The following is a 23,232-nucleotide window of genomic DNA, read 5'->3' as shown; positions in this document are numbered from 1 at the left end:
GGTATCAGACCGTGGCGGCGCGATGGCCGTCCAGCAGGGGCATCAGTTCCGGCGCCACGCCGCCGCGGCACGCCGGCGCCGCTTGCGCCGCGCGATGCGCCAGCACGCCGCCGGCCGGCGGACGGAAATCCTGCAAGGCGGTGCGCGGTTCGATGGCGTAATGCTCGTGGCCGGTCAGTTCGCGCAGGATCTGCGAGTTGCGGTAGCAGCAGAAGCCCAGGTCCGGATTGGTGACGCCATGGCTGAGCAGGCCGCTGTTCTGCACAAAGATCTCGTTGCCGCCATGGTCGATGGTGTAGTTGCGCGCGATGCGGTAGCCGCCATCGTCGGCCCAGGCGATGCGGTCGTGGATGGGATTGACGCAGCTGGGGATGCTGCGCGCATAGCCGGTGGCCAGCACCAGGCCATCGGTCGAATGCGAGAACGGCTGGCCGGTATCGACGTGGCGGAATTCCAGCTGGTAGCGGCCGGTGCCGCGGTCATGGCGGCTGGCGCGCAATTCGGCATTGGTCAGCAGCGTGTAGCGGTTGTCGCCGTTGTGGATCCTTTCATCGAGCAGGTCGTAGATCTGGTTGATCAGCGACGCGTTGATGCCCTTGTACAGGCTGCTCTGCTCGGCCAGGATCTGGCGGCGGCGAGCCTCGGGCAGGTCGTAGAAATAATTGGTGTAGTCGGGGGAAATCAGTTCCAGCGTGAGCTTGGTGTTCTCCATCTGGAAAAAGCGCGGCGAACGGGTGATCCAGGCCAGGCTGTAGTCGTGTTCGTCGCTGTCGCGCAGCAGGTCGTGGAACACCTCGGCCGCGCTCTGGCCGCTACCCACGATGGTGATGGACGTCCGTCGTTGCAGCTGTTCCTTGTGCCGCAGATAGTCGGCGCTGTGGATGTAGGGCGCTTCGCGCCGGTCGCAGCAGGCCGGCAGCACCGGCTGCGACCCCAGGCCCAGCACCAGCTTGCGGCAGCGGACCATGAAGCGTTCGCCATTGACGCTGTGCTGGCCGGTGACCAGGTAGGTGTCGGTCTCGGGATCGTGCAGCACGCTCTGCACGTCGCTGTTGAAGCGCAGGTTCGGCAGGCGCGCGGCCACCCATTTGCAGTAGCGGTTGTACTCGGCGCGCGTCAGGTAGTGGTTCTCGCGCATGTAGTACGAGTAGATGCGGCCGGTCTGCTTGCAGTAGTTCAGGTAGCTGAATTCGCTGCGCGGATCGGCCAGGCTGACCAGGTCCGCCAGGAACGGGTTCTGCAGCGTGGAGGCCTCGATCAGCATGCCCGGATGCCAGTCGAAGCCGGGCTTCTTGTCGAGGAACAGGGCGCGCACGCCGGGCAAGGGCGCCGACAGGCAGGCCAGGCTGAGGTTGAAAGGGCCTAGGCCGATCGCGACGAAGTCATAGATTTCACGGTTCATGATGGTTACGCCTTTTGCGGAGTCTCTCGTTGCACGGACGATGCCCGGGGCAGGGCATACTCGGAACAGGGCCGGCTAATCAGGCGGAACGGGACGCGAGCGGCTCGTCGGTCCGTCGGTCCACTGCAACAACAAAGAATTTCCATCGCCGGTATTGCATGAATTGAACATCTGTTTAGGTATGATTTTCATTTGCAATACAGACACTCTAGCAAATGGTTTTTTGCGGCGAAGCATTGCCACAGCCACCGAGGCGGCGCCCATATGCAGGGTGGCAAAGCGCATAGGGACATGGCCGAAACGCATAAGCTCATGCATGGACCCGAGAGGGCATCGAGGGCGCGCCGCGGCGCCACGCATATGCCTGGCGCGCGCGGGTTATGCTTGCCGCCATGTCACAGAAACCTCCCGTGCTCAGGCTGCGCGGCGTCTACAGCGAACGCCTGGCGCCCGTCAGCCTGGATCTGGCGGCGGGCGAATGCGCCGCCATCACCGGCCCTTCGGGGTCGGGCAAGTCGCTGCTGTTGCGCCAGGTCGCCGATCTCGATCCGGGTCATGGCGAAGTCGAATTGGACGGCGCGCCGCGTTCCGGCATGCGCGGTTGGCAATGGCGCCGCCAGGTGACCTATTGCCAGGCCGAGGCCGGCTGGTGGGACGACCGCGTCGCGCGGCATTTCGCCGACCGGACCCTGGCCACCGAACTGTTGCAGCGCCTGGGCCTGGCGCCGGAAAAAATGGACTCCCTGGTGCAGGAGCTGTCCACCGGCGAACGCCAGCGCGCCGCCCTTGCGCGGGCCTTGGCGCAGGCGCCGCGGGCTTTGCTGCTGGACGAGCCCACGGCGGCGCTGGATCCCGAGGCCACGGCGCGCGTCGAGGCCGAACTGCGCCGCTATCTCGAGGGTGGCGCGGCCATCCTCATGGTCACCCACAATCCCGAGCAGGCGCGCCGCATGGGAAGGCGCGGCTGGCGCATGGAGCAGGGCAAGCTGGAGCCGCAATGGACGTGATCAAGCTGCAGACGCTGGACCTGGTCATCGCCTCGCTGCTGGTGCTGCTGTCGGCCGGCATTTCGTTCGCGTTGCGCTTGAACCTTCAGCGCCAGGTGCTGTGGGCGGCGCTGCGCACCGTGGTGCAGCTGCTGCTGGTCGGCCACATACTGCGCATCGTGTTCGCGCACGCGGCGCCCTGGCTGACCGCGCTGGTGGTGGCGGTGATGATGGCGCTGGCGGCGCGCGAGGTCGCGGCCCGGCCCAAGGGGCGGCTGGCCGGCCATGGCAACGGGCACGTGGGCACGATGGCGGTGGTGGCCACCACGGTGGTCACCGCGCTGTTCATCCTCAGTACCGCGCTGCGCCCGGAACCCTGGTACGACCCGCGCTATACCATTGCGCTGGTCGGCATCGTGCTGGGCAGCGTGCTCAATGCCGCCAGCCTGGCGCTGGACGGAGTGCTGTCGGGCGTGCGCCGCGACAAGCTGGCGATCGAGGCGCGCCTGTCGCTGGGCGCGACCGCGCACCAGGCCTTCGCGGCGTTGCTGCGCGAATCGGTGCGGCGCGGCATCGTGCCCAGCATCAACCAGATGTCGGCGGCCGGCATCATCACGCTGCCTGGCATCATGACCGGCCAGATCATCGCCGGCATGGACCCGATCGATGCGGCCAAGTACCAGATCCTGCTGATGTTCCTGCTGTGCGGCGCCAGCGGCATGGCGGCCATGGGCGCGGCCTATGGCGCCATGCGGCGGCTGACGGACGAGCGCGGCCGGCTGCGGCTCGATCGGTTGATGGCCGAGCGCTGAGCGGCGCCCGCCGCTGTCTCGTCGGCGGCGCCCGGATTTGATGAAATATCGACGCGGCCCGCTGCATACTGCGACCCTTCATCCATGACGCGGCCGGCGCCACCGGCCATGAAAAAAGAAGGGCGGGATCCGTATGAGCATTACCGAGATGTTTGCGTGGTTGACCAGCGAGCAGGGCCTGATGGCGCTGCTGGCGCAGAACTGGGTGCTGGGCACCTGCATCATCGCCGCCATCGTGTTTATCGAGACCGGCTTGGTGGTGATGCCGTTCCTGCCGGGCGATTCGCTGCTGTTCGCGGCTGGCGCGTTCCTGGGGCTGGCGGGCATCGACCCGCTGTCGTCGTTGGCGGCCATCACGGCGGCCGCCATTGCCGGCGACGCGCTCAACTATGCCATTGCCTCGTCGCGCTGGGGCCAGAAGCTGGCGCATAGCCGCTGGGTCAAGCCGGATCACCTGAAACGGGCGCGCGATTATTTCGCCCGCTACGGCGCCATGACCATCACGGTGGCGCGCTTCGTGCCCATCGTGCGTACCCTGGCGCCATTCGTGGCGGGGCTGTCGCAGATGCCGCGCCGCACTTTCTTCATCTACAACGTGGTCGGCGCCATTGCCTGGTGCGGCTCGATGCTGCTGGCGGGCTACTGGCTCGGCTCCATCGCCTGGGTGCGCGCCAACCTGCATTGGGTGTCGGTCATCATCATCGGGCTGTCGCTGGTTCCGGTGGCGCTGCAGTGGTTGCAGATCCGCCGGGCGCGCGGGGTATCGCGGGCCTGAGCGGCGCGGGTCGACGGCGCGATGCCGCGTCGGGCCCTTGCCCGCGGTCTGGCGGACAACCCTGGCGCAAAGAAAAAGCCGGCGGCTCCTTGCGGAACCGCCGGCTTTTTTGCGCTCGCGGGCCAGACGGCCCGGGACGACGGGGCTTAGCCGATGTTGGCCAGCACCTGGTTCAGCGTGGCGCTGGGGCGCATGGCGCGGCTGGCCTTGTCTTCGTTCGGCTGGTAGTAGCCGCCGATGTCGACCGGCTTGCCCTGGGCGGCCTTGAGTTCTTCCAGGATCTTGGCTTCGCCTTGCGCGAACGCGGCCGCGGCCGGGGCGAACAGCGCGGCCAGCGCGCGGTCGTCGGTCTGCTCGGCCAGGGCCTGGGCCCAGTACATCGCCAGGTAGAAGTGGCTGCCGCGGTTGTCCAGGCCGCCGACCTTGCGGTCGGGCGACTTGTTCTCGTTCAGGAACTTGGCGGTGGCCAGGTCCAGCGTCTTGGCCAGCACTTGGGCGCGGGCGTTGTCGTAGGCGCGGCCCAGGTGATCCAGCGAAGCGGCCAGGGCCATGAACTCACCCAGCGAGTCCCAGCGCAGGAAGCCTTCTTCCAGGAACTGCTGCACGTGCTTGGGCGCCGAACCGCCGGCGCCGGTTTCGAACAGGCCGCCGCCGGCGACCAGCGGCACGATCGACAGCATCTTGGCGCTGGTGCCCAGTTCCATGATGGGGAACAGGTCGGTCAGGTAGTCGCGCAGTACGTTGCCGGTGACGGAGATGGTGTCCAGGCCTTCGCGGATGCGCTTGAGCGAGAACTTGGTGGCCTCGACCGGCGCCAGGATGCGCAGATCCAGGCCATTGGTGTCGTGGTCGTTCAGGTACTGCTTGACCTTGGCGATGACCTGGGCGTCGTGGGCGCGCTTTTCGTCCAGCCAGAACACGGCCGGCGTCTGGCTGACGCGGGCGCGGGTGACGGCCAGCTTGACCCAGTCCTGGATGGCGGCGTCCTTGGTCTGGCACATGCGCCAGAGGTCGCCGGCCTCGACGGCCTGCTCCAGCAGCACCTTGCCCGAGGCGTCGGTGACGCGCACGGTGCCGGCGGCGGGGATGACGAAGGTCTTGTTGTGCGAGCCGTATTCCTCGGCGGCCTGGGCCATCAGGCCGACGTTGGGCACGCTGCCCATCGTGACCGGATTGAAGGCGCCGTGCTGCTTGCAGTCGTCGATGACGGCCTGGTAGACGCCGGCGTAGCAACGGTCGGGGATGACGGCCTTGGCGTCCTGCAGCTTGCCTTCGGCGTTCCACATCTTGCCCGAGTCGCGGATCATGGCAGGCATGGAGGCGTCGACGATGACGTCGCTGGGCACGTGCAGGTTGGTGATGCCCTTGTCGGAGTTCACCATGGCCAGTTGCGGCAGCGTCTTGTAGGCGGCGTCGATGTCGGCGGTGATCGCGGCCTGCTGGTCGGCGGGCAGCGATTGGATCTTGGCGTACAGGTCGCCGATGCCGTTGTTGGGATCGAAGCCGGCCTGCTTGAGGACGGCGGCGTGCTTGGCCAGCACGTCCTTGTAGAACACGGACACCACGTGGCCGAAGATGACGGGGTCGGAGACCTTCATCATGGTGGCCTTCAGGTGCACCGAGAACAGCACGCCCTGGGCGCGCGCGTCGTCGATCTGGGCCTGCAGGAAGGTCTTGAGCTTGGCGGTCGACAGCACGGCGGCGTCGATGATCTCGCCGGCCTTGACCGGGGTCTTTTCCTTCAGCACGGTCTTGGTGCCGTCGACGGCGGTCAGCTCGATCTTGACGTCGCCGGCTTCGGCGATCAGGGCCGACTTTTCGGTGCCGTAGAAGTCGCCGCTGTCCATGTGCGCGACGTGCGACTTGGAGTCAGCCGTCCAGGCGCCCATCTTGTGCGGGTGCTTGCGGGCGTAGTTCTTGACCGACAGCGGCGCGCGGCGGTCGGAGTTGCCTTCGCGCAGCACGGGGTTGACGGCGCTGCCCTTGACCTTGTCGTAGCGCGCCTTGACGTCGCGCTCGGTGTCGTTGGCCGGAGCGTCAGGGTAGTCGGGCAGCTTGTAGCCCTGGTCCTGCAGTTCCTTGATGGCGGCTTTCAGCTGCGGCATCGAGGCGCTGATGTTGGGCAGCTTGATGATGTTGGCTTCGGGCTGGACCGCCAGGGCGCCCAGTTCGGACAGGGCATCGCCCAGCTTCTGGCTGTCGTCGAGGTAGTCGGGGAACAGGGCGATGATGCGGCCCGCCAGGGAGATGTCGCGGGTTTCGACGGTAATGCCAGCGGACTTCGCGAAGGTCTGGACGATCGGCAGCAGGGAACGGGTTGCAAGCGCCGGAGCTTCGTCGGTGAGGGTATAGATAATCTTCGGAGTAAGAGACATGATCCTTGAATCTGTTCGGCGGTGGCGCTAGGCGCAAACCCGAACATGCTATGCGGCGTCAGCCGGTAGATGTTGTCGAGAGTGGGTTCGTTTGAACCGGCACAGGCGGGCCCGGGTCGGCTCAACATGGCGCCGCCCGCCCTTTATTTGCTGGTCCAAAAGCCCGACCGCCTGGAAGGTGCGACTGCCACGAATCGAACATTGTAATACCGTGACCCGCGCGGCGTGCGCGGAAATGGGCGCCAATCGTCCGCCGGGCGTGCGCCAGTGGCCGGATGGACGGTTTTTTGCGTCCAGGAATGGCGCCAAAGATCGACAACCTCTGGTAACGGCGTGCAAGTATTGGCTAATATGCCGCAACTGTCGCGCCAAAGCGCGCGGGCGGGTGAGAGCGGGGCGCCGGATGACGATGGGCGTTGTGAGAGGCCCGGCGCGGAGAGAGGCAATGCGGTTTGGCAATCTGTTGTTCGATCCGAAGTTCCGCTATGCCAGCGGTACCGATGGCAGGACGGTGCACTTCACGCCCGTCGAAAGTGCCGCGCTGGCCTTATTGACCGGACACGTGGGCCAGATCCTGCCGCGCCAGCGCCTGCTGGACGTGACCCAGCGCGGTGACGGCGACGCCCTCGAGCGCAGCGTCGACCTGTTGATCAATCGCCTGCGCGCCAAGCTCGGCGATTCCGCGCGCGCGCCCCGTTTCATCGCCACCAGCTACGGCGAAGGCTACAGCTGGATCGCCGCGGCCGAGCCGGGGCCGGGCGGCGACGTCTATGTCGCCATCGGGCCGGCGGCCGGCCCCGAGGCCTTGCGCGCCGAGCCGCGGGTGCGAGCCTTCCTGACGGACCTGGCCGCGGCATTGCGGGCGCGCCTGCCGAGCGAGCGGGGCGTCAGCCTGTTGTCGCTGGCGGCCGCCGCCGAAGCGCGCGCGCCATTCCGGGTGGAGGTTGGTTTGCGCCAGGACGAGGCCGGCGTGCATTGCGCGGTGGTTTTGCGCGAAGCGGCCAGCGGGGCGGCGTTGCGCGCCGAGCGCTGGACCATCGCGCCCGGGGACGGTCCCGACGTCGGCCGGACCGCCGCCGCGACTTTCGCGGCTTGCCTGAAAAGCGAAATCTGGCGCAGCCTGGCACGGGCTCGCGGCGACGTGGCCGGCCCCTCCGACGAGCCGATCGAGTTGCGCTTGCACAGTGCCGCGGTGCTGCTGTCGCGCACCCCGCAAAGCTGGCTGGAGTCGGAGGCCGAACTGGAGAAACTGCGCGCCGAGAATCCCGACGATCCGCAGACCGCGCTGATGTGGGCCTCGCATCTGTACGCGCGGCTGGTGCTGGACCTGTCCAGCGTCCCGGCCGAGCTCGAGCCGCAGATCGAGGCGCTGGTGTTCCAGGCGCTGCCGCACGTGCGGGCCAATCCGATGCTGGCGCTGGCGGCGGCCAAGCTGCTGTGCTTCGTCAGCCACGGCCACCTGGCGCTGGCCGAGGCGTTGGCCGAAGAGGCCTTCGCGCGCAGCACCGCGTTCGCGTCCGCTTTTGCGGTGCTGGGCCAGTTGCGATTGAACCGCGGCCGCCTGCGGGAAGCCATCGAGCATTTCGACCAGGGCATCGGCCTGGCCGAACCCGGTTCCGAATTCCAGGTGTTCCTGATGGTCTTGAAATGCACCACCTTGCTGGCCCTGGATGATCGCCAGGCATGCCTGGCGGCCAGCGAGGCCCTGTACCGCGCCAAGCCCTTGACGCGCATGCAGATGGGCCTGTTCCTGTGCTCGCCCGACGAGGTGCTGCCCGACGACCTGCGCCAGATCCTGCTGGCGCTGGACGCCGACATGCTGCGCCGCTTGCTGGCGCATTTCGAATACCTGTTCGTGCGGCGGGTGCCCGACGCCGCGGGCAGGAGGAACATGTTCCGCGGCGTGCTGGCGCAGTTGGCGCGGCACCGGCCGCTGGACGAGCTGCCAGCGCCCGTGCGGCCCTATGCCCAAGGCGGGCCGATTTGACAAACCGCCGCGCTTGCGGGAAGCTACGCCCCATGACTTCCCGCGCCGTCCGCATTTCGCTGATTATTACCATCATTCCTGGAATGGTGGGTTAACGCGCGACCGCAGTCAGTCAAACAAACCCGCCCCACGAGGCGGGTTTTTTGTTGCCGCCTCTGCCGGGCCCAGCCCCCGAAAAAGCCGCAGAGAGTTCCCATGCAACAACCGCAAGCCACCCCCACCGACACCGATGCATTCACCGCGGGCCGCGCCGCGCCCATGGAATACCTGCGCCAGATCCTGACCGCGCGCGTCTACGACATCGCCCGCGAAACCGAACTGGACCCGGCCCACGGCCTGTCGCGCCGGCTGGGCAACCGCGTGCATCTCAAGCGCGAGGACAACCAGCCGGTGTTTTCGTTCAAGGTGCGCGGCGCCTACAACAAGATGCGCAACACGCCGCAGGCGGCGCTGGAGCGCGGCGTGATCACCGCGTCGGCCGGCAACCACGCCCAGGGCGTGGCGATCTCCGCCGCCCGGCTCGGCGTGCGCGCCACCATCGTGGTGCCGCAGACCGCGCCGCAGGTGAAGGTAGACGCGGTGCGCGCCTTCGGCGGGCCGACGGTGCAGGTGGTGCTGGCGGGCGACTCCTACAGCGATGCCTACGCCTACGCGCAGACGCTGGCGCGCGATCAGGATCTGACTTTCATTCCGGCGTTCGACGATCCCTACGTGATCGCCGGGCAGGGCACGGTCGGCATGGAGATCCTGCGCCAGCATCCGGGGCGGCTGGACGCGGTGTTCGTGCCGATCGGCGGCGGCAGCCTGGCGGCGGGCGTGTCGGTGTACATGAAGGCGGTGGATCCGTCCGTCAAGGTGATCGGGGTGCAGACGGTCGATTCCAGCGCCATGGCGCAGTCGATCCAGGTGGGCGAGCGCGTCAGCCTGGCCGAGGTGGGGCTGTTCTCGGATGGCACCGCGGTCAAGCTGGTGGGCGAAGAGACCTTCCGCCTGTGCCGCCAGTTCCTCGACGAAGTGATCCTGGTGGACACCGACGCGGTCTGCGCGGCGATCAAGGACGTTTTCCTGGACACGCGCAGCGTGCTGGAGCCGGCGGGCGCGCTGGCGCTGGCCGGACTCAAGCAATACGTGGAGCGCGAGGGCGTGAGCGGCCAGTCGCTGGTGGCGATCACCTCGGGCGCCAACATGAACTTCGACCGCATGCGCTTCGTTGCCGACCGCGCCGAGGTGGGCGAGGCGCGCGAGGCGGTGTTCGCCGTCACCTTGCCCGAGGAGCGCGGCAGCTTCCGCCGCTTCTGCGCGGTGATGGGCCAGCGCAGCGTGACCGAATTCAACTACCGCATCGCCGACGCCCGCACCGCCCGCATCTTCGTCAGCGTGCAGATCGCGCGGCGCGGCGAGGGCGCGGACATCATGCGCGGCTTGCAGGAGCAGGGCTTCGCGGTCAGCGACCTGACGCACAACGAGGTTTCCAAGCAGCACATCCGCTACATGGTCGGCGGGCGTTCGCCGCTGGCGGGCGGCGAGCGCCTGTTCCGCTTCGAATTTCCGGAACGTCCGGGCGCGCTGATGAAGTTCCTGACAGCCATGGCGCCGAACTGGAACATCAGCCTGTTCCACTACCGCAACCAGGGCGCCGACTTCAGTTCGGTGCTGGTGGGCATCCAGGCGCCGGTGGCCGACGACGCGGCGCTCGACCGCTTCCTGGCGCAGCTGGGCTACGCCCATTCAGAAGAGACGGCGAACGAAGCCTACCGGCAGTTCCTGATCTAGGCGATATGGGCCAGCCCGATATGGGCCAATCCGTCCACATGCACTTGCGGTTGGCCCTGCGGACACCGTTCGACCCGGGCCAGCACGCCATAGGCGCGGCGCAGCGTATCGGGCGTGACCACCTCGCGCGGCGGGCCTTCGGCCAGCAGCGCGCCGCCGTGCAGCAGCAGGGCATGGTCGGCGTGGCGCAGGGCGATGTTCAGGTCGTGCAGCACCACCAGCGTGATGAGGCGATGGCTTGCGGTCTGCCGGCGCAGCACGTCCATGACGTGGAACTGGTAATTCAGGTCCAGCGCCGACAGCGGCTCGTCCAGCAATAGCAGGCGCGGCCGCCGCACCAGGGCCTGGGCCAGCGAGGCCAACTGCTTCTGGCCGCCGGACAGCTCGTCCAGGCAACGGCTGGCGAGGGCGCCGATGCCCAGCTCTGACAGCACCCGCATTGCCTCGCCCATGAGCACGTCGCCGGGCTGGCGCGCGCGGCCAGAGCGGGCCGCCACCAGCACCGATTCCAGCACCGTCATGTGCACGCCCCTGGGCAGGGCCTGCGGCATGTACATGGCATGTTGCGCGCGCCGCGCCGGCGGCAGCCGGCCGAAATCGGCGCCGTCCAGCCGCAGTTCGCCGGCCTGCATGGGGTTCAGGCCGGCCAGGGTCTTGAGCAGCGTCGATTTGCCGCTGCCGTTCGGACCCAATAGCGCGGTCAGCGTGCCTTCGCGCAGCGGGGCCGCCCGCAGGCCCCGCAGCACCGGGCGCGCGCCATAGCCGGCGTCGAGCGCGCGGATCTCCAGCGCGGCCGGGGTGTCGGGGCTCTGCCGCGAGGCCATGGCGTCAGGGCCGCTGCACGGCCAGCGTGCCGCGCATGTGCTGGGCGTGCGCCGGGAACGAGCAATAGAAGGTGTACGACTGCCCGGCCGCCAGGCGGCTGACGGGGAAGGTGACGCTGGCGGTCTCGCCGCCGCCCAGCATCGGCGTGCGGGCCAGGATGCGGCCATCGCCCGGGGCCAGGAAATCATGCGCCGCGCCCGCCTTCATGCCGTCGACCATCACCGCGTCGATGTCTTCGGTCCGGGTCAGCACCCAGTTGTGGCCGGCCTTTTCCTTGCCGTTCTTGCCGGTATGGATCAGGCGCACCGTGAAGTCCTGGCAGGTGGCGGGCACCACGATGTGGGCGGGCGCGAACTTCTTGCCGGGCTGGCCTTCGACGTCGATGCTGCAGGCGGGCGTGGCGGCGTGGACGGCGCCGGCGGCCAGCAGGGCGGCGAGGGCGAACGGGTAGCGGGTGAGCATGGGAAGGCGTCTCCGGTGAAGGTAGGAGTCAGCTGCGCTTGAGGGCGCGGATGACGATGGTGAGAAAGAAGGGAATGCCGACCAGCGAGGTCACGATGCCGACCGGCACCAGCGCGCCGGGCAGCACGGTCTTGGAGGCGACGGAGGCCAGCGACAGGATCAGCGCGCCGGCCAGCGCGCTGCCGGGCAGGTAGTGGCGATGGTCCTCGCCCAGCAGCAGCCGGGCGATGTGAGGCGCCACCAGGCCGACGAAACCGATGGTGCCGACGAACGACACCGCCAGGGCCGCCAGCGCGCTGACGCGCAGCAGGCTCACCAGCCGCAGGCGCTTGACGTCGATGCCGAAACTGGCGGCGCGTTCCTCGCCCAGCCGCACCGCCGTCAGCTTCCAGGCATCGCGCAGGGAATAGGGAAGCGCCAGGGCCAGCGCCACGGCCATCGCGCCGACGCTGGTCCAATTGGCGCGCGCCAGGCTGCCCATGGTCCAGAAGACGATGCCTTGCAGCGCTTCCTCGCTGGCGATGAATTGCAGCAGCATCACCAGGGCCTGGAAGGCATACACCAGGGCAATGCCGAACAGCACCACGCCCAGCGTCGACCCGCCGCGCCAGCGCGCCACGCGTTCCAGCACCAGCACCGACACCAGCGTGCTGGCGAAGGCGGACAGCGACACCACCATGCCCGGCGGCAAAGCCGGCAGGTGCCAGTCCAGCGTGATCGCCAGCGAGGCGCCGAACGCGGCGGCGGCCGACACGCCAAGCGTGTAGGGACTGGCCAGCGGGTTGTCGAGCATGGTCTGCATCTCGGCGCCGCCCAGCCCCAGCGCCACGCCCACCAGCAATGCCATCAGCGCGTAGGGCAGGCGGAACTGCCAGACGATGACGCGGGTGCCGGCGTCGGCGCCGTCGGGATGCAGCAGTGTGCGCAGCAGATCGGCCGGCGCCAGGCCGGCCGGGCCGGTGGCGAGGTCGGCCAGCAGGCTGGCGACGATGAGCACGGCCAGCGCCAGCGCCAGCAGCAGGCGCCGCCTGCGGGTGCGGCGATAGTGGGCGACGGGATCGTCAGGCATGCCGTCGGCGGCCAGGATGGTGGCGGGGGTCTGCATGGGAAGAGCCGGTCAGCGGGCGGCGGGCGCGGTCCAGTAGGTGCCGGCGCCGTCCAGGTCGAGGAAGTCGCGGTACAGCGTGTCGAGCGTGGCGCGCGGATCGAGCGCGGCGGCGCGTGCCGGATACAGCCATTTGGCCATGGCTTCCACCGCCGCCACGTTGTAGGGCGAGTTGTAGAACGCGTGCCAGATGCCGAAGGCGCGGCCGCGCTTGACCGCCTCCAGGTCGCGGATGCCGTCGCGTTGCAGCAAGGCGGACAGGCTGGCGGCGGAGACATCGGCGGCGGCGCCCGGTCCGACCAGCAGGCCCGGGCGGCCGGGTTCGGAGCGGCTGCCGGTGGCGATGTAGACCCGCGGCTGTGACTGCAGCAGGAATTCCATGCTGACGTCGCCGATCGCGCCCGGCAGCACCGGCGCCGCCACGTTCACGCCGCCGGCGGCCTGCAGCAGGTCGCCGAAGCTGCCGTTGCCGGTGGTGTGGCAGCACGCCGGCCAGACGCCGGCCAGCATTTCCACGAACACGCGCGGCCGCTCGGCCTGCGGCACGGGTTGCACCAGGTCGCGCACCTTGGCCATGTGCGATTCATAGAATGCAATGTAGCGCTCGGCCTGTTCCTGGCGGTCGAGCGCCTGGCCCAGGATGCGCAGGCTGGGAACGGTGTTTTGCACCGGATGCTGGCGGAAGTCGATGAAGACGATGGGAATGCCGGCCTGCTGCAACGACGCGATCATGGGATTGTTGCGGCCCGGGCCGTGGCCGCTCAGGCTGAATACCGCCACGTCGGGACTGAGCGCGACGATTTTTTCGGGACTGACGCTGGCTTCCGAGGTGGTGCCGATCAGCGGCACCTCGGCAGCCTTCGGGAAGCGCTTGACCAGTTGTTGCCAGGAGTAGGGGTCCTGCTGCTTGAGTTCGCCCTGCCAGCCGACCACGCGGGCCACCGGGTCGGCGCGGTCCAGCAAGGCCATGGCGAAGACGAAGCGGCCTTCGCCCAGCAGCACCCGCCGCGGATGGTCGGGCACGGTCACGACGCGCCCGGCCAGGTCGGTCACCTGGCGGGCCTGGGCGCCGGCGACGGCGCAGAGCAGGGCGGCGCCAGCCAGCGCCGCGCGGAACACGAATTTCAAACGCATGGAGAATCCCGATCCAGTGACCCTGGACGCGCCCGCGGGCTTGCGGGTAACGCGAACCATTCACATCGGCGGACAGTCTCCGCCATCGGGGTTCAAGATTTCGTTAAGACGCGGCGGCCCGTGGCCGCGGCCGCTGCCGGGCGCCGGCCGCGCTTACAATCTGAGATTGATTTCCATTCCCGCCCGATCCGACATGCGCGTTCTTGTCATCGAAGACGATCCCGATATCCTGGCCAACATCACGCATCACCTGACGCGCCGCGGCTATATCGTCGATTGCGCGGAGGACGGGCTGCGCGGCTATGCGATGGCCGCTGAAGGCGGCTTCGACCTGATCGTGCTCGACCTGATGCTGCCGCGGCTGGACGGCTACGACCTGTGCCGCCAACTGCGCGCCGAAGCCGGCTGCGGCACGCCGATCATCATGGTCACCGCGCGCGACACGCTCGACAACCGCTTGGCCGGCTTCGACGCGGGCGCCGACGACTACCTGGTCAAGCCCTTCGCGCTGGCCGAATTGGCGGCGCGCGTCAAGGCGCTGCTGCACCGCGCCAGCGGCGCCGGCGCAGCGCGCGTGTTGCGGGTGGGCGACCTGACGCTGGATACCGGCACCCTGGCGCTGGCGCGCGCCGGGCAGGCGCTGCGCCTGCCGCCGTCGCCACTGCAGCTGTTGATGCTGTTGATGCGCGCCAGCCCCGCGGTGGTCCATCGTGGCCGGCTCGAAGAGGCCCTGTGGCGCGATTCCCCGCCCGATAGCGACAGCCTGCGCACCCATATCCACCAGATCCGCCAGGTGGTCGACAAGCCGTTCGACGCGCCGCTGCTGCACACGGTGCACGGCATCGGCTACCAATTGCGGGCGGCTGGCGATGCGTAGCGCGCGGCGCGGCCTGGCGCGCTACCTGGTGCGCACGTACCTGTTGCTGGCGCTGCTGGTCGGCGGCGTGCTGACCTGGGTGTCGATCTGGAGCGTGAACACGCTCGAGGTCCACTTGCAGCGCATCGACATGGGCATGGCGGTGGAACGGGTGCGCGGCGACTTCCTGGCGGGCATCGACCCGGGCCGGCCGCATCGGTTCTTCCATGGCGAACCGGGCGGATCGGCGTTCCCGCAATGGCTGCGGGGCCTGGCGCCGGGCTTCCACAAGATCGAGCGCGAGGGCCGAATCTGGCACGTCATGGTGGACGACAAGGATGGCCAGCGCTACATGCTGCTGCGCGACTACACCGAGTACGAACACAACCAGTCCGCGTCGCACTGGACCGTGGTCAGCGGCCTGGCCGGCGGGTTGGCGCTGGCCTTCGTGCTGGGCACCCTGGCCACGCGGCGCATGCTGCGGCCCTTGGCCAGGCTGGCGGCGCAGGTCACGGCGCGCGGCGCGCAGCCGCCGCAGACCCGCCTGGCCGAGGACTACCCCCCTGACGAAATCGGCCGGTTGGCGGCCGCCTTCGACGCCACCTACAACCAGCTCGAGCAGGCGCTGCGGCGCGAACAGCTGTTCACCGCCGACGTCGGCCACGAATTGCGCACGCCGCTGATGGTGATTTCCAGTTCCTGCGAGCTGCTGTTGGAAGAGCGGGGACTGGATGCCAGCGGCACCGAGCGCCTGCAGCGCATCGCGGCGGCCGCGACCGACATCGGGGAACGGCTCGATACCTACCTGATGCTGGCGCGCGGACGCGACGACGCAGGCCAGTTCGCGCGCGCCAGCGCCGATGAGGCCGCGCGCGAGCAACTCGCCGCCTGGAGCGCGGTGGCGCGGCGGCGCGGCATGTCGCTGACGCTGCAGGCCGCGGCGGGGCCGAGCCCGTCGAACGCGGCGGCCGACGCGCCCGCCGATGTCTTCGACAGGGCCGCCGCCCCGGGCCCGAGCGGCGCCGACGGGATGACGCCGGCAATGGATCCGCCGCGCTTTCCGGCGCCGTTGCTGCGCGCGTTGCTGTCCAACCTGATCCGCAATTCGCTGCAATACGCCGGACCCGGCGCGCGCGTCACGATCAGCGCCGGCGCCCAATACCTGCAGGTGGCCGACGACGGTCCGGGCATTCCGGCGGAGCGGCAGCAGGCGGTCTTCAGCCCCTTTGTGCGCGGCACGCAGCCTGCCGCCGGCAATCTCGGGCTGGGCCTGTCCCTGGTCCAGCGCATCTGCGAGCACCAGGGTTGGCGGGTCTCGCTGCAATCGGCGCCGGGGCGGGGCAGCGTGTTCCGCGTCGACCTTGGCACCACGGCTCGCTCCTGAAGATCACGGCGCGGCCCGCGGCCGGACGGCGTGGCAATGTCCGGCCGGGCGGGTGTGGCGTCAGGCGCCGAGCACGCCGTCGGTCATGCGCGGCAGCCCTAGCGGATTGCCGCGCTTGAGACCATCGGGCAGCAGCGCGTCCGGCAGGTCCTGGTAGCAGACCGGACGCAGGAAGCGGCGGATGGCGGTGGCGCCGACCGAGGTCGAGGCGGGGCGCGAGGTGGCCGGGAAGGGGCCGCCGTGCACCATCGCGTGGCTCACCTCGACGCCGGTGGGATAGCCGTTGGCCAGGATCCGGCCGGCCTTGCGTTCCAGCACCGGCAGCAGGGCGCGCGCGGCTTCGATGTCGGCCTCGTCCACGAACAGGGTCGCGGTCAACTGGCCTTCCAGGTGTTCGGCCACCTGGCGCATCTGCGCGGCGTCGCGGCACGCCACCACCAGCGAGGCCGGGCCGAAGACTTCGGCCTCCAGTTCGGGCGAGGCCAGAAAGCGCGCGGCATCGGTGCCGAACACGGCGGGGCCGGCGGCATTGGCGGCCGGCCGCGAGGCTTCGCCGCGTCCCAGCGTGGCGACGCTGGCGTGGCCGGCCAGCGCCTGCTCGCCCTGCGAATAGGCGGCGAAGATGCCGGGGGTCAGCATGGTGGCGGCGCCCTTGGCCTGCACCGCCTGGCCGGCGGCCTGGCGGAAGCGTTCCAGCGCCGGGCCTTCGATGCCGACCACCAGGCCGGGATTGGTGCAGAACTGGCCCACGCCCAGCACCAGCGATTCGACGAAGCCCTTGGCGATGGTCTCGGCGCGCGCCTCCAGGGCGGCGGGCAGCAGGAACACCGGATTGATGCTGGACATCTCGGCATACACCGGGATCGGCACCGGCCGCGCGTTGGCGGCGGCCACCAGCGCCAGGCCGCCCCGGCGCGAACCGGTGAAGCCGATCGCGGTGATGGCGGGGTGGGTCGCCAGCGCCGTGCCGATCTCGTTGCCGGCGCCGAACAGCAGCGAGAACACGCCTTCGGGCAGGCCGTGCCTGGCCACCGCCTGCTGGATCACGCGGCCCACCATTTCGGCGGTGCCGGGGTGGGCGTTGTGGGCCTTGACGATGACCGGGCAGCCCGCCGCCAGCGCCGAGGCGGTATCGCCACCCGCCACCGAGAACGCCAGCGGGAAGTTGCTGGCGCCGAATACGGCCACCGGCCCCAGCGGCACCTGGGCCAGGCGCAGGTCGGCGCGCGGCAGCGGCTGGCGCTCGGGCTGGGCGGGGTCGATGGTGGCGTCCAGGAAGTAGCCGTCGCGCACCACCCGCGCGAACAGGCGCAATTGGCCCACGGTGCGGCCGCGCTCGCCTTGCAGGCGGGCCAGCGGCAGGCCGGTTTCGAGATGGGTGCGCTCGATCAGCGCGTCGCCCAGCGCCAGGATGCCTTCGGCGATGCTCTCCAGGAATTGCGCGCGGGTTTCGAGCGGCGCGGCGCGGTAGGGGTCGAACGCGGCGGCGGCCAGTTCGGCGGCGCGCGCCACGTCCTCGGCGTCGCCTGCGTGGAACGCCGGTTGCAGCGGTTCGCCGCGGGCCGGGTCGATGGCGTGCAGCGGCGCGCCCGCGCCTTTTACGGCCTGGGCGCCGATCAACATGTTGCCGGTCAAAGTCATGCAGTGTCTCCGAATGAAAACGCCCCCAGCGGGGGCGGGCAGGCGGCGCCGCGCCTGGTCTATTGGGGGCCCAGCTTGCGGATCAGCGCGTCGAGCATGGTCATTTCGTCGGGATGCAGGTCGGTCAGCGGCGCGCGCACCGGGCCGGCATCGTGGCCAACCAGCCGGGCGCCGGCCTTGACGATGCTGACCGCATAGCCGGCGCAGCGGTTGCGGATCTCGAGATACGGCAGGAAGAACTCGTCCAGCAGGCGATTGGTTGTGTCGTGGTCGTGCGCGGCGACGGCGCGGTAGAACTGCATCGCGGTCCTGGGCACGAAGTTGAAGACGGCCGACGAGTAGACCGGCACGCCCAGCGCCTTGTAGGCCGCGGCGTAGACCTCGGCGGTGGGCAGGCCGCCCAGGTACGAGAAGCGGTCGCCGAGCTTGCGGCGGATGCGCACCATGGCCTCGATATCGCCAACGCCGTCCTTGAAGCCGACCAGGTTGGGGCAGCGCTCGGCCAGTTGGGCCAGGCTGTCGGCCGACAGGCGCGATTGGGCGCGGTTGTAGACGATGACGCCGATCTTGACGGCCTTGCAGACCTGCTCGACGTGGTTGGCGATGCCCTGTTGCGAGGCCTCTGTCAGGTAGTGTGGCAGCAGCAGCACGCCCTTGGCGCCGAGGCGCTCGGCCTCGCGGGCATAGGCGATGGCGACGCGGGTGGGGCCGCCTGCGCCGGCCAGGATCGGCACCTTGCCGGCGCAGGTGTCCACGGCGGTGCGGATGACATCCGAGTATTCGTCCGGCGCCAGCGAGAAGAATTCGCCGGTGCCGCCGGCGGCGAACAGGGCGGTGGCGCCGTAGGGCGCAAGCCATTCCAGGCGCTCGGCATAAGAGCGGGCGTTGAAATTGCCTTGCGCGTCGAAGTCGGTCACGGGGAAGGAGAGCAGGCCTTCCGAAACGATGGCCTTGAGTTCCTGCGGCGTGGTCATGGGCGGTATCCGTTGGTGGCGGACGCGCGGCAGAGGGGCTGCCGGGCTGTCATGTGTTGAATAGGTACGTCATCGTACAACATGATTTTCTCCGGCTCAAGCAAGATCAGGCGGAATCGCTGAGGGCAGTGGTGGCGGATACCTGGGGAAATCCGCAATGCGTGCCGTCCTCAGTCCATGGATAATCTCTCTAGTTGTACGATAACGTATGGGATGCCGCAGCCCGCGGCATCGTTTTCGAGGATGCTCCATGTCGTTCGCGCCCGCCCCAGCGCCCGTGCTGATCAAGATTCACCCACAGGACAACGTCGCCATCGTCGCCAACGACGGCGGGCTGCCGGCGGGCACGGCGCTGCCGGACGGCCTGGTCCTGGCCGAAGCCGTGCCGCAGGGCCACAAGGTGGCGCTGCGCGACCTGGCGCCTGGCGAGCCGGTGCGCCGCTATGGCGTCGTGGTCGGCTACGCGGCCCGGCATCTGCCGCGCGGCAGCTGGGTCAACGAACGGGTGACCACCATGCCCGCGGCCCGCGCGCTCGACGACCTGCCGGTGGGCACGCGCAGGATCGCGCCGCCGCCGCCGCTCGAGGGCTACACCTTCGAGGGCTACCGCAACGCCGACGGCACGGTGGGCACGCGCAACATCCTGGCCATCAGCACCACCGTGCAATGCGTGCAGGGCGTGGTGGAACACGCGGTCGAGCGCATCCGCCGCGAGCTGCTGCCGCGCTATCCCAATGTCGACGGGGTGGTGGGCATCGAGCACACCTACGGCTGCGGCGTCGCCATCGACGCGCCGGGCGCGGCGGTGCCGGTGCGCACACTGCACAACATTGCCCGCAATCCCAATTTCGGCGGCACCGCCATGGTGGTCAGCCTGGGCTGCGAGAAGCTGCAGCCCGAGCGCCTGTTGGCGCCGGGCGCGATCCCGATCCGCGCCGGGCGGGGGATGGCTGGCGGCGAAGGCGTCGACACCATCGTGCTGCAGGACGACGAACACGTCGGCTTCGAGTCCATGATCGCCAACATCATGCGCACCGCCGAGCGCCATCTGGAAAAGTTGGACCGCCGCCGCCGCGAGACCTGTCCCGTATCCGATCTGGTGGTGGGCGTGCAGTGCGGCGGCAGCGACGCTTTCTCGGGCGTCACGGCCAATCCCGCGGTGGGCTTTGCGGCGGACCTGCTGGTGCGTGCCGGAGGCACCGTCATGTTCTCGGAAAACACCGAAGTGCGCGATGGCATCGACCAGTTGACCGCGCGCGCCGCCACCCCCGAAGTGGCCGAGGCGCTGGTGCGCGAGATGGCCTGGTACGACGATTACCTGCGGCGCGGCGGCGCCGACCGCAGCGCCAACACCAGCCCCGGCAACAAGAAGGGCGGCCTGTCCAACATCGTCGAAAAGGCCATGGGCTCGATCGTCAAGTCCGGCACCTGCAACATCGACGGCGTGCTGGCGCCGGGCGAGCGGCTGACCCGCAAGGGGCTGATCTTCGCGGCGACCCCGGCTAGCGACTTCATCTGCGGCACGCTGCAACTGGCGGCCGGCATGAACCTGCACATCTTCACCACCGGCCGCGGCACGCCCTACGGGCTGGCGCAGGTGCCGGTGATCAAGGTCGCCACCCGCAGCGACCTGGCGCGGCGCTGGCACGACCTGATGGACGTGGACGCCGGCCGCATCGCCACCGGCCAGGCCAGCATCGAAGAGGTGGGCTGGGAACTGTTCCGGCTGATGCTCGACGTGGCCAGCGGACGGCGCCAGAGCTGCGCGGAAAAACTCAAGCTGCACAACGCATTGGCGCTGTTCAATCCCGGTCCCGTGACCTGATTGCCGTCGCCGCTTTCAACGCAAGGCCATCGCCGAACATACCAAGAGGAGACCATCGATGGACCACAGCCCCCTGATTCAGGCCGGCCGGCGCCGGCTGCTGGGCGCCGCCCTGGCGCTGGCGCCCGCCGGCCTGGCGCAGGCGCAATCTTTCGCCTTCACGCCGCAGCAACGCTACCCCGACCCGTCAGTGCGCATCCTGGACCCGGAGTTCTCGAAGTACCGCATCTACAGCAGCAGCGTGGAGCAACTGGCCACCGGCTTTCGCTGGCTGGAGGGACCGGTGTGGGTGGGGGACGGGCGCTATCTGCTGTGTTCGGACATCCCCAATGACCGCATCATCCGCTGGGACGAGACCACCGGCGCCACCAGCGTGTTCCGCCAGCCCGCCAATTTCAGCAACGGGCTGGCGCGCGATCGCCAGGGGCGCCTGCTGGCCTGCGAACACCTGACGCGCCGCGTCACGCGCACCGAGTACGACGGCGGCATCACGGTGCTGGCGGACCGCTACGCGGGCAAGCGCTTCAATTCGCCCAACGACATCGTGTGCCAGCGCAATGGCGCCATCTGGTTCACCGATCCGCCCTTCGGCATCGGCGGCCACTGGGAGGGCGACAAGGCCGAGCCCGAACTGCCGCATTCGGTGTATCGCATCGACGCGGACAGCGGCCGCGTCGAGCTGGCGCTGGACGACCTGGCCGGGCCCAACGGCCTGTGCTTTTCGCCGGACGAGCGCGTGCTCTACATCGTCGAATCGCGCCACCAGCCGGCGCGCGTGGTGTGGGCGTATGACGTCGGCGCGGACGGCAAGCTGTCGGGCAAGCGCAAGTTCATCGACGCGCAAGGTCCCGGCGCCATCGACGGCATCAAGTGCGACGAGCACGGCAACCTGTGGTGCGGCTGGGGCAGCAATGGCGCCGCCGACGCCAAGCCGGAGGAACTCGATGGCGTGATGGTCTTCAATCCGGGCGGCAAGCCGATCGGCCACATCCGCCTGCCCGAGCGCTGCGCCAACCTGTGCTTCGGCGGCGCCAAGCGCAACCGGCTGTTCATGGCGAGCAGCCATTCGCTCTACGCGCTCTACGTCGAGACGCGGGGGGCCATCTGACACAAATACCACAACGGAGACAACATGGATTCGAACCGAAGGCAGTTATTGCTGGGCGCGGCGGCGCTGGGCGCGTCGCACTGGGCGCCGGCCTGGGCCCAGGCCGACGCATGGCCGACCCGGCCCGTGCGCATCGTGGTGCCATACCCGCCGGGCGGCTCCTCGGACATCATCGCGCGCGTGATTGCGCCGCGCCTGGCCGAGGCGCTCAAGCAGACGGTGGTGGTCGAGAACAAGCCGGGCGCCAACGGCAACCTGGGCGCGGGCATCGTGGTGCAATCGGCGCAGGAAGGCCATACGGTGCTGTTGTGCGACGTAGGCGCGCTGGCGATCAGCCCGTCGGTCTACACCAAGCTGTCGTTCGATCCGTCCAAGGACCTGCGCGCGGTCGGCATGCTGGCGTATTCGCCGCATGTGCTGGCGGTGCATCCCGACGTGCCGGCAAAGACCGTGCCGGAGCTGGTGGCGCTGTCGAAGAAACAGCGCCTGAATTTCGCCGTCACCGCGATCGGCAGCGCGCCGCACCTGGCGGCCGTGGCGGTGCAGCAGGCCACCGGCGCGCAATGGGAGTACGTGCCCTACAAGGGCGGTTCGCAGGCGGTCACCGACACCATAGGCGGCCAGACCCAGGTCATCATGAACGGGCTGCTGGCGACGCTGCCGCACATCAAGGGCGGCAAGCTGCGCGCGATCGCGATCTCCAAGAAGGAACGCATGCAGCTGGTGGCCGACATTCCGACCATCTCCGAGCAAGGCGTGGCCGGCTTCGAATCCGGAACCTGGCAGGGCGTGATGGCCCCCGCCGCCACGACCGACAAGACGGCCAACCTGCTGGCGACGCTGATGGGCCAGATCGTCAATCAGCCCGACGTGAAGTCACAGCTGAACGAGCAGGGCGCCGAGATCGTGGTGCGCGATCCGGCGCAACTGGCGCAGTTCTTCAACAGCGAACGGGCGCGCTGGGCCAAGGTGGTGCAGAGCGCCGACATCCGGCTGGATTGATCCGGGCGGCCGGCGCGGCTGGCCCCCAAAAGACCGCGGACCGTGCGGCGCCTGGCGCCGCACGGTCCGTTTTTTTCCTGATGGGAAGTTTCAGTCGGCGCTCTGGGGGTCCGACGGCGCCTGGGCCGGCGTGTCCACCGACGTATCGACCGAGGTGTCCACCGGCGTGTCCACGACCGCATCGGCGGGCGCGGCAGCCTCGGCCTGCGCCGGCTTGGCGCCTTCGGCGGCCGGCTTGCCCTTGGCGGCATTGCCCTTGCCGCCACGGCCACCGCCCGCCTTGGCGTGACGGCGCGAGGCCATGCGCTTGGCGTGCTGCGCTTCGTTGGCGGTCACGGCGCCGTTGGGTTCGCCGTTCAGGTCGACGCGCGCGGCGGATTCGACCATGCAATCCCAGTAGCGGCGGCCGTCACACCAGGTCTTGACGGCCTGCTTGATCTCGTCGGCGCTGAGCTGCAGGGTCTTGGCGTGTTGCACCAGGTCCTCCAGCACCCCCAGCTTGAGCGGCACCTTGGGCGCCGGCTTCTTCGGAAAGGCCTTGGGAAATTGCCGCTGCAGTCGCGAAATGGCGATCAGCACCGGATCGACCGCCGGCGCCTCGCGTCGTTCGCCGGCCGGCGCGCGCGCGGGCTTTTTCCGGGCGGCAGCCGCATCGCCGGACGGACGCGCGGAGGGCTTGCGCGACCCCGCTTCGTTGGCGGCCGGACGGGCGGGTTTCTTCTTGGAAGCCGCCTCTTCGGGAGCCTGCTTCAACAGCAGTTCTCGGATTGCGGCGAGCTGTTCTAGACCCATGGTGTGCTGCGAAT

The 23,232-nt window shown here is 69.1% G+C and carries 19 protein-coding genes; 10 read left to right on the top strand and 9 right to left on the bottom strand.

Annotation, left to right across the window (positions count from 1 at the left end; all coding sequences use genetic code 11):
- Positions 1 to 4: 4 nt before the first annotated feature.
- The gene (locus AC6CR5_RS05755; RefSeq protein WP_498085328.1) at positions 5 to 1,402 is read right to left on the bottom strand and encodes a lysine N(6)-hydroxylase/L-ornithine N(5)-oxygenase family protein; all 1,398 of its coding nucleotides are present in this window, start codon (positions 1,400 to 1,402) and stop codon (positions 5 to 7) included.
- A 392-nt stretch (positions 1,403 to 1,794) separates the two neighbouring features.
- Here AC6CR5_RS05755 and AC6CR5_RS05750 point away from each other — a divergent pair, with 392 nt between their 5' ends.
- From AC6CR5_RS05750 to AC6CR5_RS05740, 3 genes are all read left to right on the top strand, one after another.
- Positions 1,795 to 2,409, top strand: a complete 615-nt coding sequence (locus tag AC6CR5_RS05750) for an ABC transporter ATP-binding protein (protein ID WP_235442292.1) — start codon at positions 1,795 to 1,797, stop codon at positions 2,407 to 2,409.
- Positions 2,400 to 3,200, top strand: a complete 801-nt coding sequence (locus AC6CR5_RS05745) for an ABC transporter permease (RefSeq protein ID WP_026383065.1) — start codon at positions 2,400 to 2,402, stop codon at positions 3,198 to 3,200. Before AC6CR5_RS05750 ends, AC6CR5_RS05745 begins: the two co-directional genes overlap by 10 nt.
- Positions 3,201 to 3,333: 133 nt before the next feature.
- Complete coding sequence (locus tag AC6CR5_RS05740; RefSeq protein WP_269876965.1) at positions 3,334 to 3,975, top strand: VTT domain-containing protein; 642 nt, start codon at positions 3,334 to 3,336, stop codon at positions 3,973 to 3,975.
- 146 nt (positions 3,976 to 4,121) lie between these two features.
- On the opposite strand, the gene AC6CR5_RS05735 is transcribed toward AC6CR5_RS05740, so the two are convergent.
- Entirely contained in the window at positions 4,122 to 6,350 is a 2,229-nt protein-coding gene (locus tag AC6CR5_RS05735) for an NADP-dependent isocitrate dehydrogenase (protein ID WP_498085327.1), read from the bottom strand.
- 445 nt (positions 6,351 to 6,795) lie between these two features.
- On the opposite strand from AC6CR5_RS05735, the gene AC6CR5_RS05730 reads away from it, so the two are divergent.
- Complete coding sequence (locus AC6CR5_RS05730) at positions 6,796 to 8,337, top strand: winged helix-turn-helix domain-containing protein (RefSeq protein WP_054444805.1); 1,542 nt, start codon at positions 6,796 to 6,798, stop codon at positions 8,335 to 8,337.
- 195 nt (positions 8,338 to 8,532) lie between these two features.
- Positions 8,533 to 10,110 (top strand): threonine ammonia-lyase, biosynthetic, encoded by a 1,578-nt coding sequence (ilvA, locus tag AC6CR5_RS05725; protein ID WP_020927761.1) that lies wholly within the window; start codon positions 8,533 to 8,535, stop codon positions 10,108 to 10,110.
- Here the strand turns inward: ilvA and AC6CR5_RS05720 are convergent.
- The 4 genes from AC6CR5_RS05720 to AC6CR5_RS05705 are packed head-to-tail and all read right to left on the bottom strand — an operon-like array spanning position 10,107 to position 13,636.
- Positions 10,107 to 10,934, bottom strand: a complete 828-nt coding sequence (locus AC6CR5_RS05720) for an ABC transporter ATP-binding protein (RefSeq protein ID WP_060720226.1) — start codon at positions 10,932 to 10,934, stop codon at positions 10,107 to 10,109. The genes ilvA and AC6CR5_RS05720 overlap by 4 nt on opposite strands.
- A 4-nt stretch (positions 10,935 to 10,938) precedes the next feature.
- Entirely contained in the window at positions 10,939 to 11,397 is a 459-nt protein-coding gene (azu, locus tag AC6CR5_RS05715) for an azurin (RefSeq protein ID WP_498085326.1), read from the bottom strand.
- Positions 11,398 to 11,425: 28 nt separating this feature from the next.
- Entirely contained in the window at positions 11,426 to 12,502 is a 1,077-nt protein-coding gene (locus AC6CR5_RS05710) for a FecCD family ABC transporter permease (protein WP_049055079.1), read from the bottom strand.
- Positions 12,503 to 12,514: 12 nt separating this feature from the next.
- Positions 12,515 to 13,636: an ABC transporter substrate-binding protein gene (locus AC6CR5_RS05705; RefSeq protein WP_498085325.1), complete on the bottom strand. Its 1,122-nt coding sequence runs from the start codon at positions 13,634 to 13,636 to the stop codon at positions 12,515 to 12,517.
- Between the two features lie 193 nt (positions 13,637 to 13,829).
- On the opposite strand from AC6CR5_RS05705, the gene AC6CR5_RS05700 reads away from it, so the two are divergent.
- Both AC6CR5_RS05700 and AC6CR5_RS05695 read left to right on the top strand, forming a co-directional pair.
- A complete protein-coding gene (locus tag AC6CR5_RS05700; protein WP_026383057.1) occupies positions 13,830 to 14,513 on the top strand; it encodes a response regulator transcription factor in 684 nt (227 codons plus the stop codon).
- Entirely contained in the window at positions 14,506 to 15,876 is a 1,371-nt protein-coding gene (locus tag AC6CR5_RS05695) for a sensor histidine kinase (RefSeq protein ID WP_498085324.1), read from the top strand. Before AC6CR5_RS05700 ends, AC6CR5_RS05695 begins: the two co-directional genes overlap by 8 nt.
- Before the next feature lie 60 nt (positions 15,877 to 15,936).
- On the opposite strand, the gene AC6CR5_RS05690 is transcribed toward AC6CR5_RS05695, so the two are convergent.
- Together AC6CR5_RS05690 and kdgD are read right to left on the bottom strand one after the other, a co-directional pair.
- On the bottom strand, positions 15,937 to 17,517 hold the full coding sequence (locus AC6CR5_RS05690; protein WP_173011026.1) for an aldehyde dehydrogenase (NADP(+)): 1,581 nt from the start codon (positions 17,515 to 17,517) through the stop codon (positions 15,937 to 15,939).
- Positions 17,518 to 17,576: 59 nt separating this feature from the next.
- Entirely contained in the window at positions 17,577 to 18,491 is a 915-nt protein-coding gene (kdgD, locus tag AC6CR5_RS05685; RefSeq protein WP_047990814.1) for a 5-dehydro-4-deoxyglucarate dehydratase, read from the bottom strand.
- 250 nt (positions 18,492 to 18,741) lie between these two features.
- Between kdgD and garD the strand changes: the two genes are divergently transcribed.
- From garD to AC6CR5_RS05670, 3 genes are read left to right on the top strand one after another with little or no spacing between them, the layout of a single operon-like run.
- Positions 18,742 to 20,316: a galactarate dehydratase gene (gene garD / locus AC6CR5_RS05680; RefSeq protein ID WP_498085323.1), complete on the top strand. Its 1,575-nt coding sequence runs from the start codon at positions 18,742 to 18,744 to the stop codon at positions 20,314 to 20,316.
- Between the two features lie 58 nt (positions 20,317 to 20,374).
- A complete protein-coding gene (locus tag AC6CR5_RS05675) occupies positions 20,375 to 21,424 on the top strand; it encodes an SMP-30/gluconolactonase/LRE family protein (RefSeq protein ID WP_020927752.1) in 1,050 nt (349 codons plus the stop codon).
- A gap of 24 nt (positions 21,425 to 21,448) precedes the next feature.
- A complete protein-coding gene (locus AC6CR5_RS05670; RefSeq protein ID WP_054444813.1) occupies positions 21,449 to 22,426 on the top strand; it encodes a Bug family tripartite tricarboxylate transporter substrate binding protein in 978 nt (325 codons plus the stop codon).
- Positions 22,427 to 22,516: 90 nt separating this feature from the next.
- Here AC6CR5_RS05670 and AC6CR5_RS05665 read toward each other — a convergent pair whose 3' ends face one another.
- Positions 22,517 to 23,218, bottom strand: coding sequence for a ProQ/FinO family protein (locus AC6CR5_RS05665; RefSeq protein WP_020927750.1), 702 nt, complete (start codon positions 23,216 to 23,218; stop codon positions 22,517 to 22,519).
- Positions 23,219 to 23,232 lie beyond the last annotated feature (14 nt).

This window comes from Achromobacter sp. EG18, from assembly GCF_059759395.1.
This window is presented reverse-complemented; position numbering and strand designations above follow the sequence as displayed.

What these genes read in the sequence shown, in the direction of transcription:
- AC6CR5_RS05755 (WP_498085328.1), bottom strand. Translation starts at nt 1,402, where the DNA reads ATGAACCGTGAAATCTATGACTTCGTCGCGATCGGCCTAGGCCCTTTC.
- AC6CR5_RS05750 (WP_235442292.1), top strand. Translation starts at nt 1,795, where the DNA reads ATGTCACAGAAACCTCCCGTGCTCAGGCTGCGCGGCGTCTACAGCGAA.
- AC6CR5_RS05745 (WP_026383065.1), top strand. Translation starts at nt 2,400, where the DNA reads ATGGACGTGATCAAGCTGCAGACGCTGGACCTGGTCATCGCCTCGCTG.
- AC6CR5_RS05740 (WP_269876965.1), top strand. Translation starts at nt 3,334, where the DNA reads ATGAGCATTACCGAGATGTTTGCGTGGTTGACCAGCGAGCAGGGCCTG.
- AC6CR5_RS05735 (WP_498085327.1), bottom strand. Translation starts at nt 6,350, where the DNA reads ATGTCTCTTACTCCGAAGATTATCTATACCCTCACCGACGAAGCTCCG.
- AC6CR5_RS05730 (WP_054444805.1), top strand. Translation starts at nt 6,796, where the DNA reads ATGCGGTTTGGCAATCTGTTGTTCGATCCGAAGTTCCGCTATGCCAGC.
- ilvA (WP_020927761.1), top strand. Translation starts at nt 8,533, where the DNA reads ATGCAACAACCGCAAGCCACCCCCACCGACACCGATGCATTCACCGCG.
- AC6CR5_RS05720 (WP_060720226.1), bottom strand. Translation starts at nt 10,934, where the DNA reads ATGGCCTCGCGGCAGAGCCCCGACACCCCGGCCGCGCTGGAGATCCGC.
- azu (WP_498085326.1), bottom strand. Translation starts at nt 11,397, where the DNA reads ATGCTCACCCGCTACCCGTTCGCCCTCGCCGCCCTGCTGGCCGCCGGC.
- AC6CR5_RS05710 (WP_049055079.1), bottom strand. Translation starts at nt 12,502, where the DNA reads ATGCAGACCCCCGCCACCATCCTGGCCGCCGACGGCATGCCTGACGAT.
- AC6CR5_RS05705 (WP_498085325.1), bottom strand. Translation starts at nt 13,636, where the DNA reads ATGCGTTTGAAATTCGTGTTCCGCGCGGCGCTGGCTGGCGCCGCCCTG.
- AC6CR5_RS05700 (WP_026383057.1), top strand. Translation starts at nt 13,830, where the DNA reads ATGCGCGTTCTTGTCATCGAAGACGATCCCGATATCCTGGCCAACATC.
- AC6CR5_RS05695 (WP_498085324.1), top strand. Translation starts at nt 14,506, where the DNA reads ATGCGTAGCGCGCGGCGCGGCCTGGCGCGCTACCTGGTGCGCACGTAC.
- AC6CR5_RS05690 (WP_173011026.1), bottom strand. Translation starts at nt 17,517, where the DNA reads ATGACTTTGACCGGCAACATGTTGATCGGCGCCCAGGCCGTAAAAGGC.
- kdgD (WP_047990814.1), bottom strand. Translation starts at nt 18,491, where the DNA reads ATGACCACGCCGCAGGAACTCAAGGCCATCGTTTCGGAAGGCCTGCTC.
- garD (WP_498085323.1), top strand. Translation starts at nt 18,742, where the DNA reads ATGTCGTTCGCGCCCGCCCCAGCGCCCGTGCTGATCAAGATTCACCCA.
- AC6CR5_RS05675 (WP_020927752.1), top strand. Translation starts at nt 20,375, where the DNA reads ATGGACCACAGCCCCCTGATTCAGGCCGGCCGGCGCCGGCTGCTGGGC.
- AC6CR5_RS05670 (WP_054444813.1), top strand. Translation starts at nt 21,449, where the DNA reads ATGGATTCGAACCGAAGGCAGTTATTGCTGGGCGCGGCGGCGCTGGGC.
- AC6CR5_RS05665 (WP_020927750.1), bottom strand. Translation starts at nt 23,218, where the DNA reads ATGGGTCTAGAACAGCTCGCCGCAATCCGAGAACTGCTGTTGAAGCAG.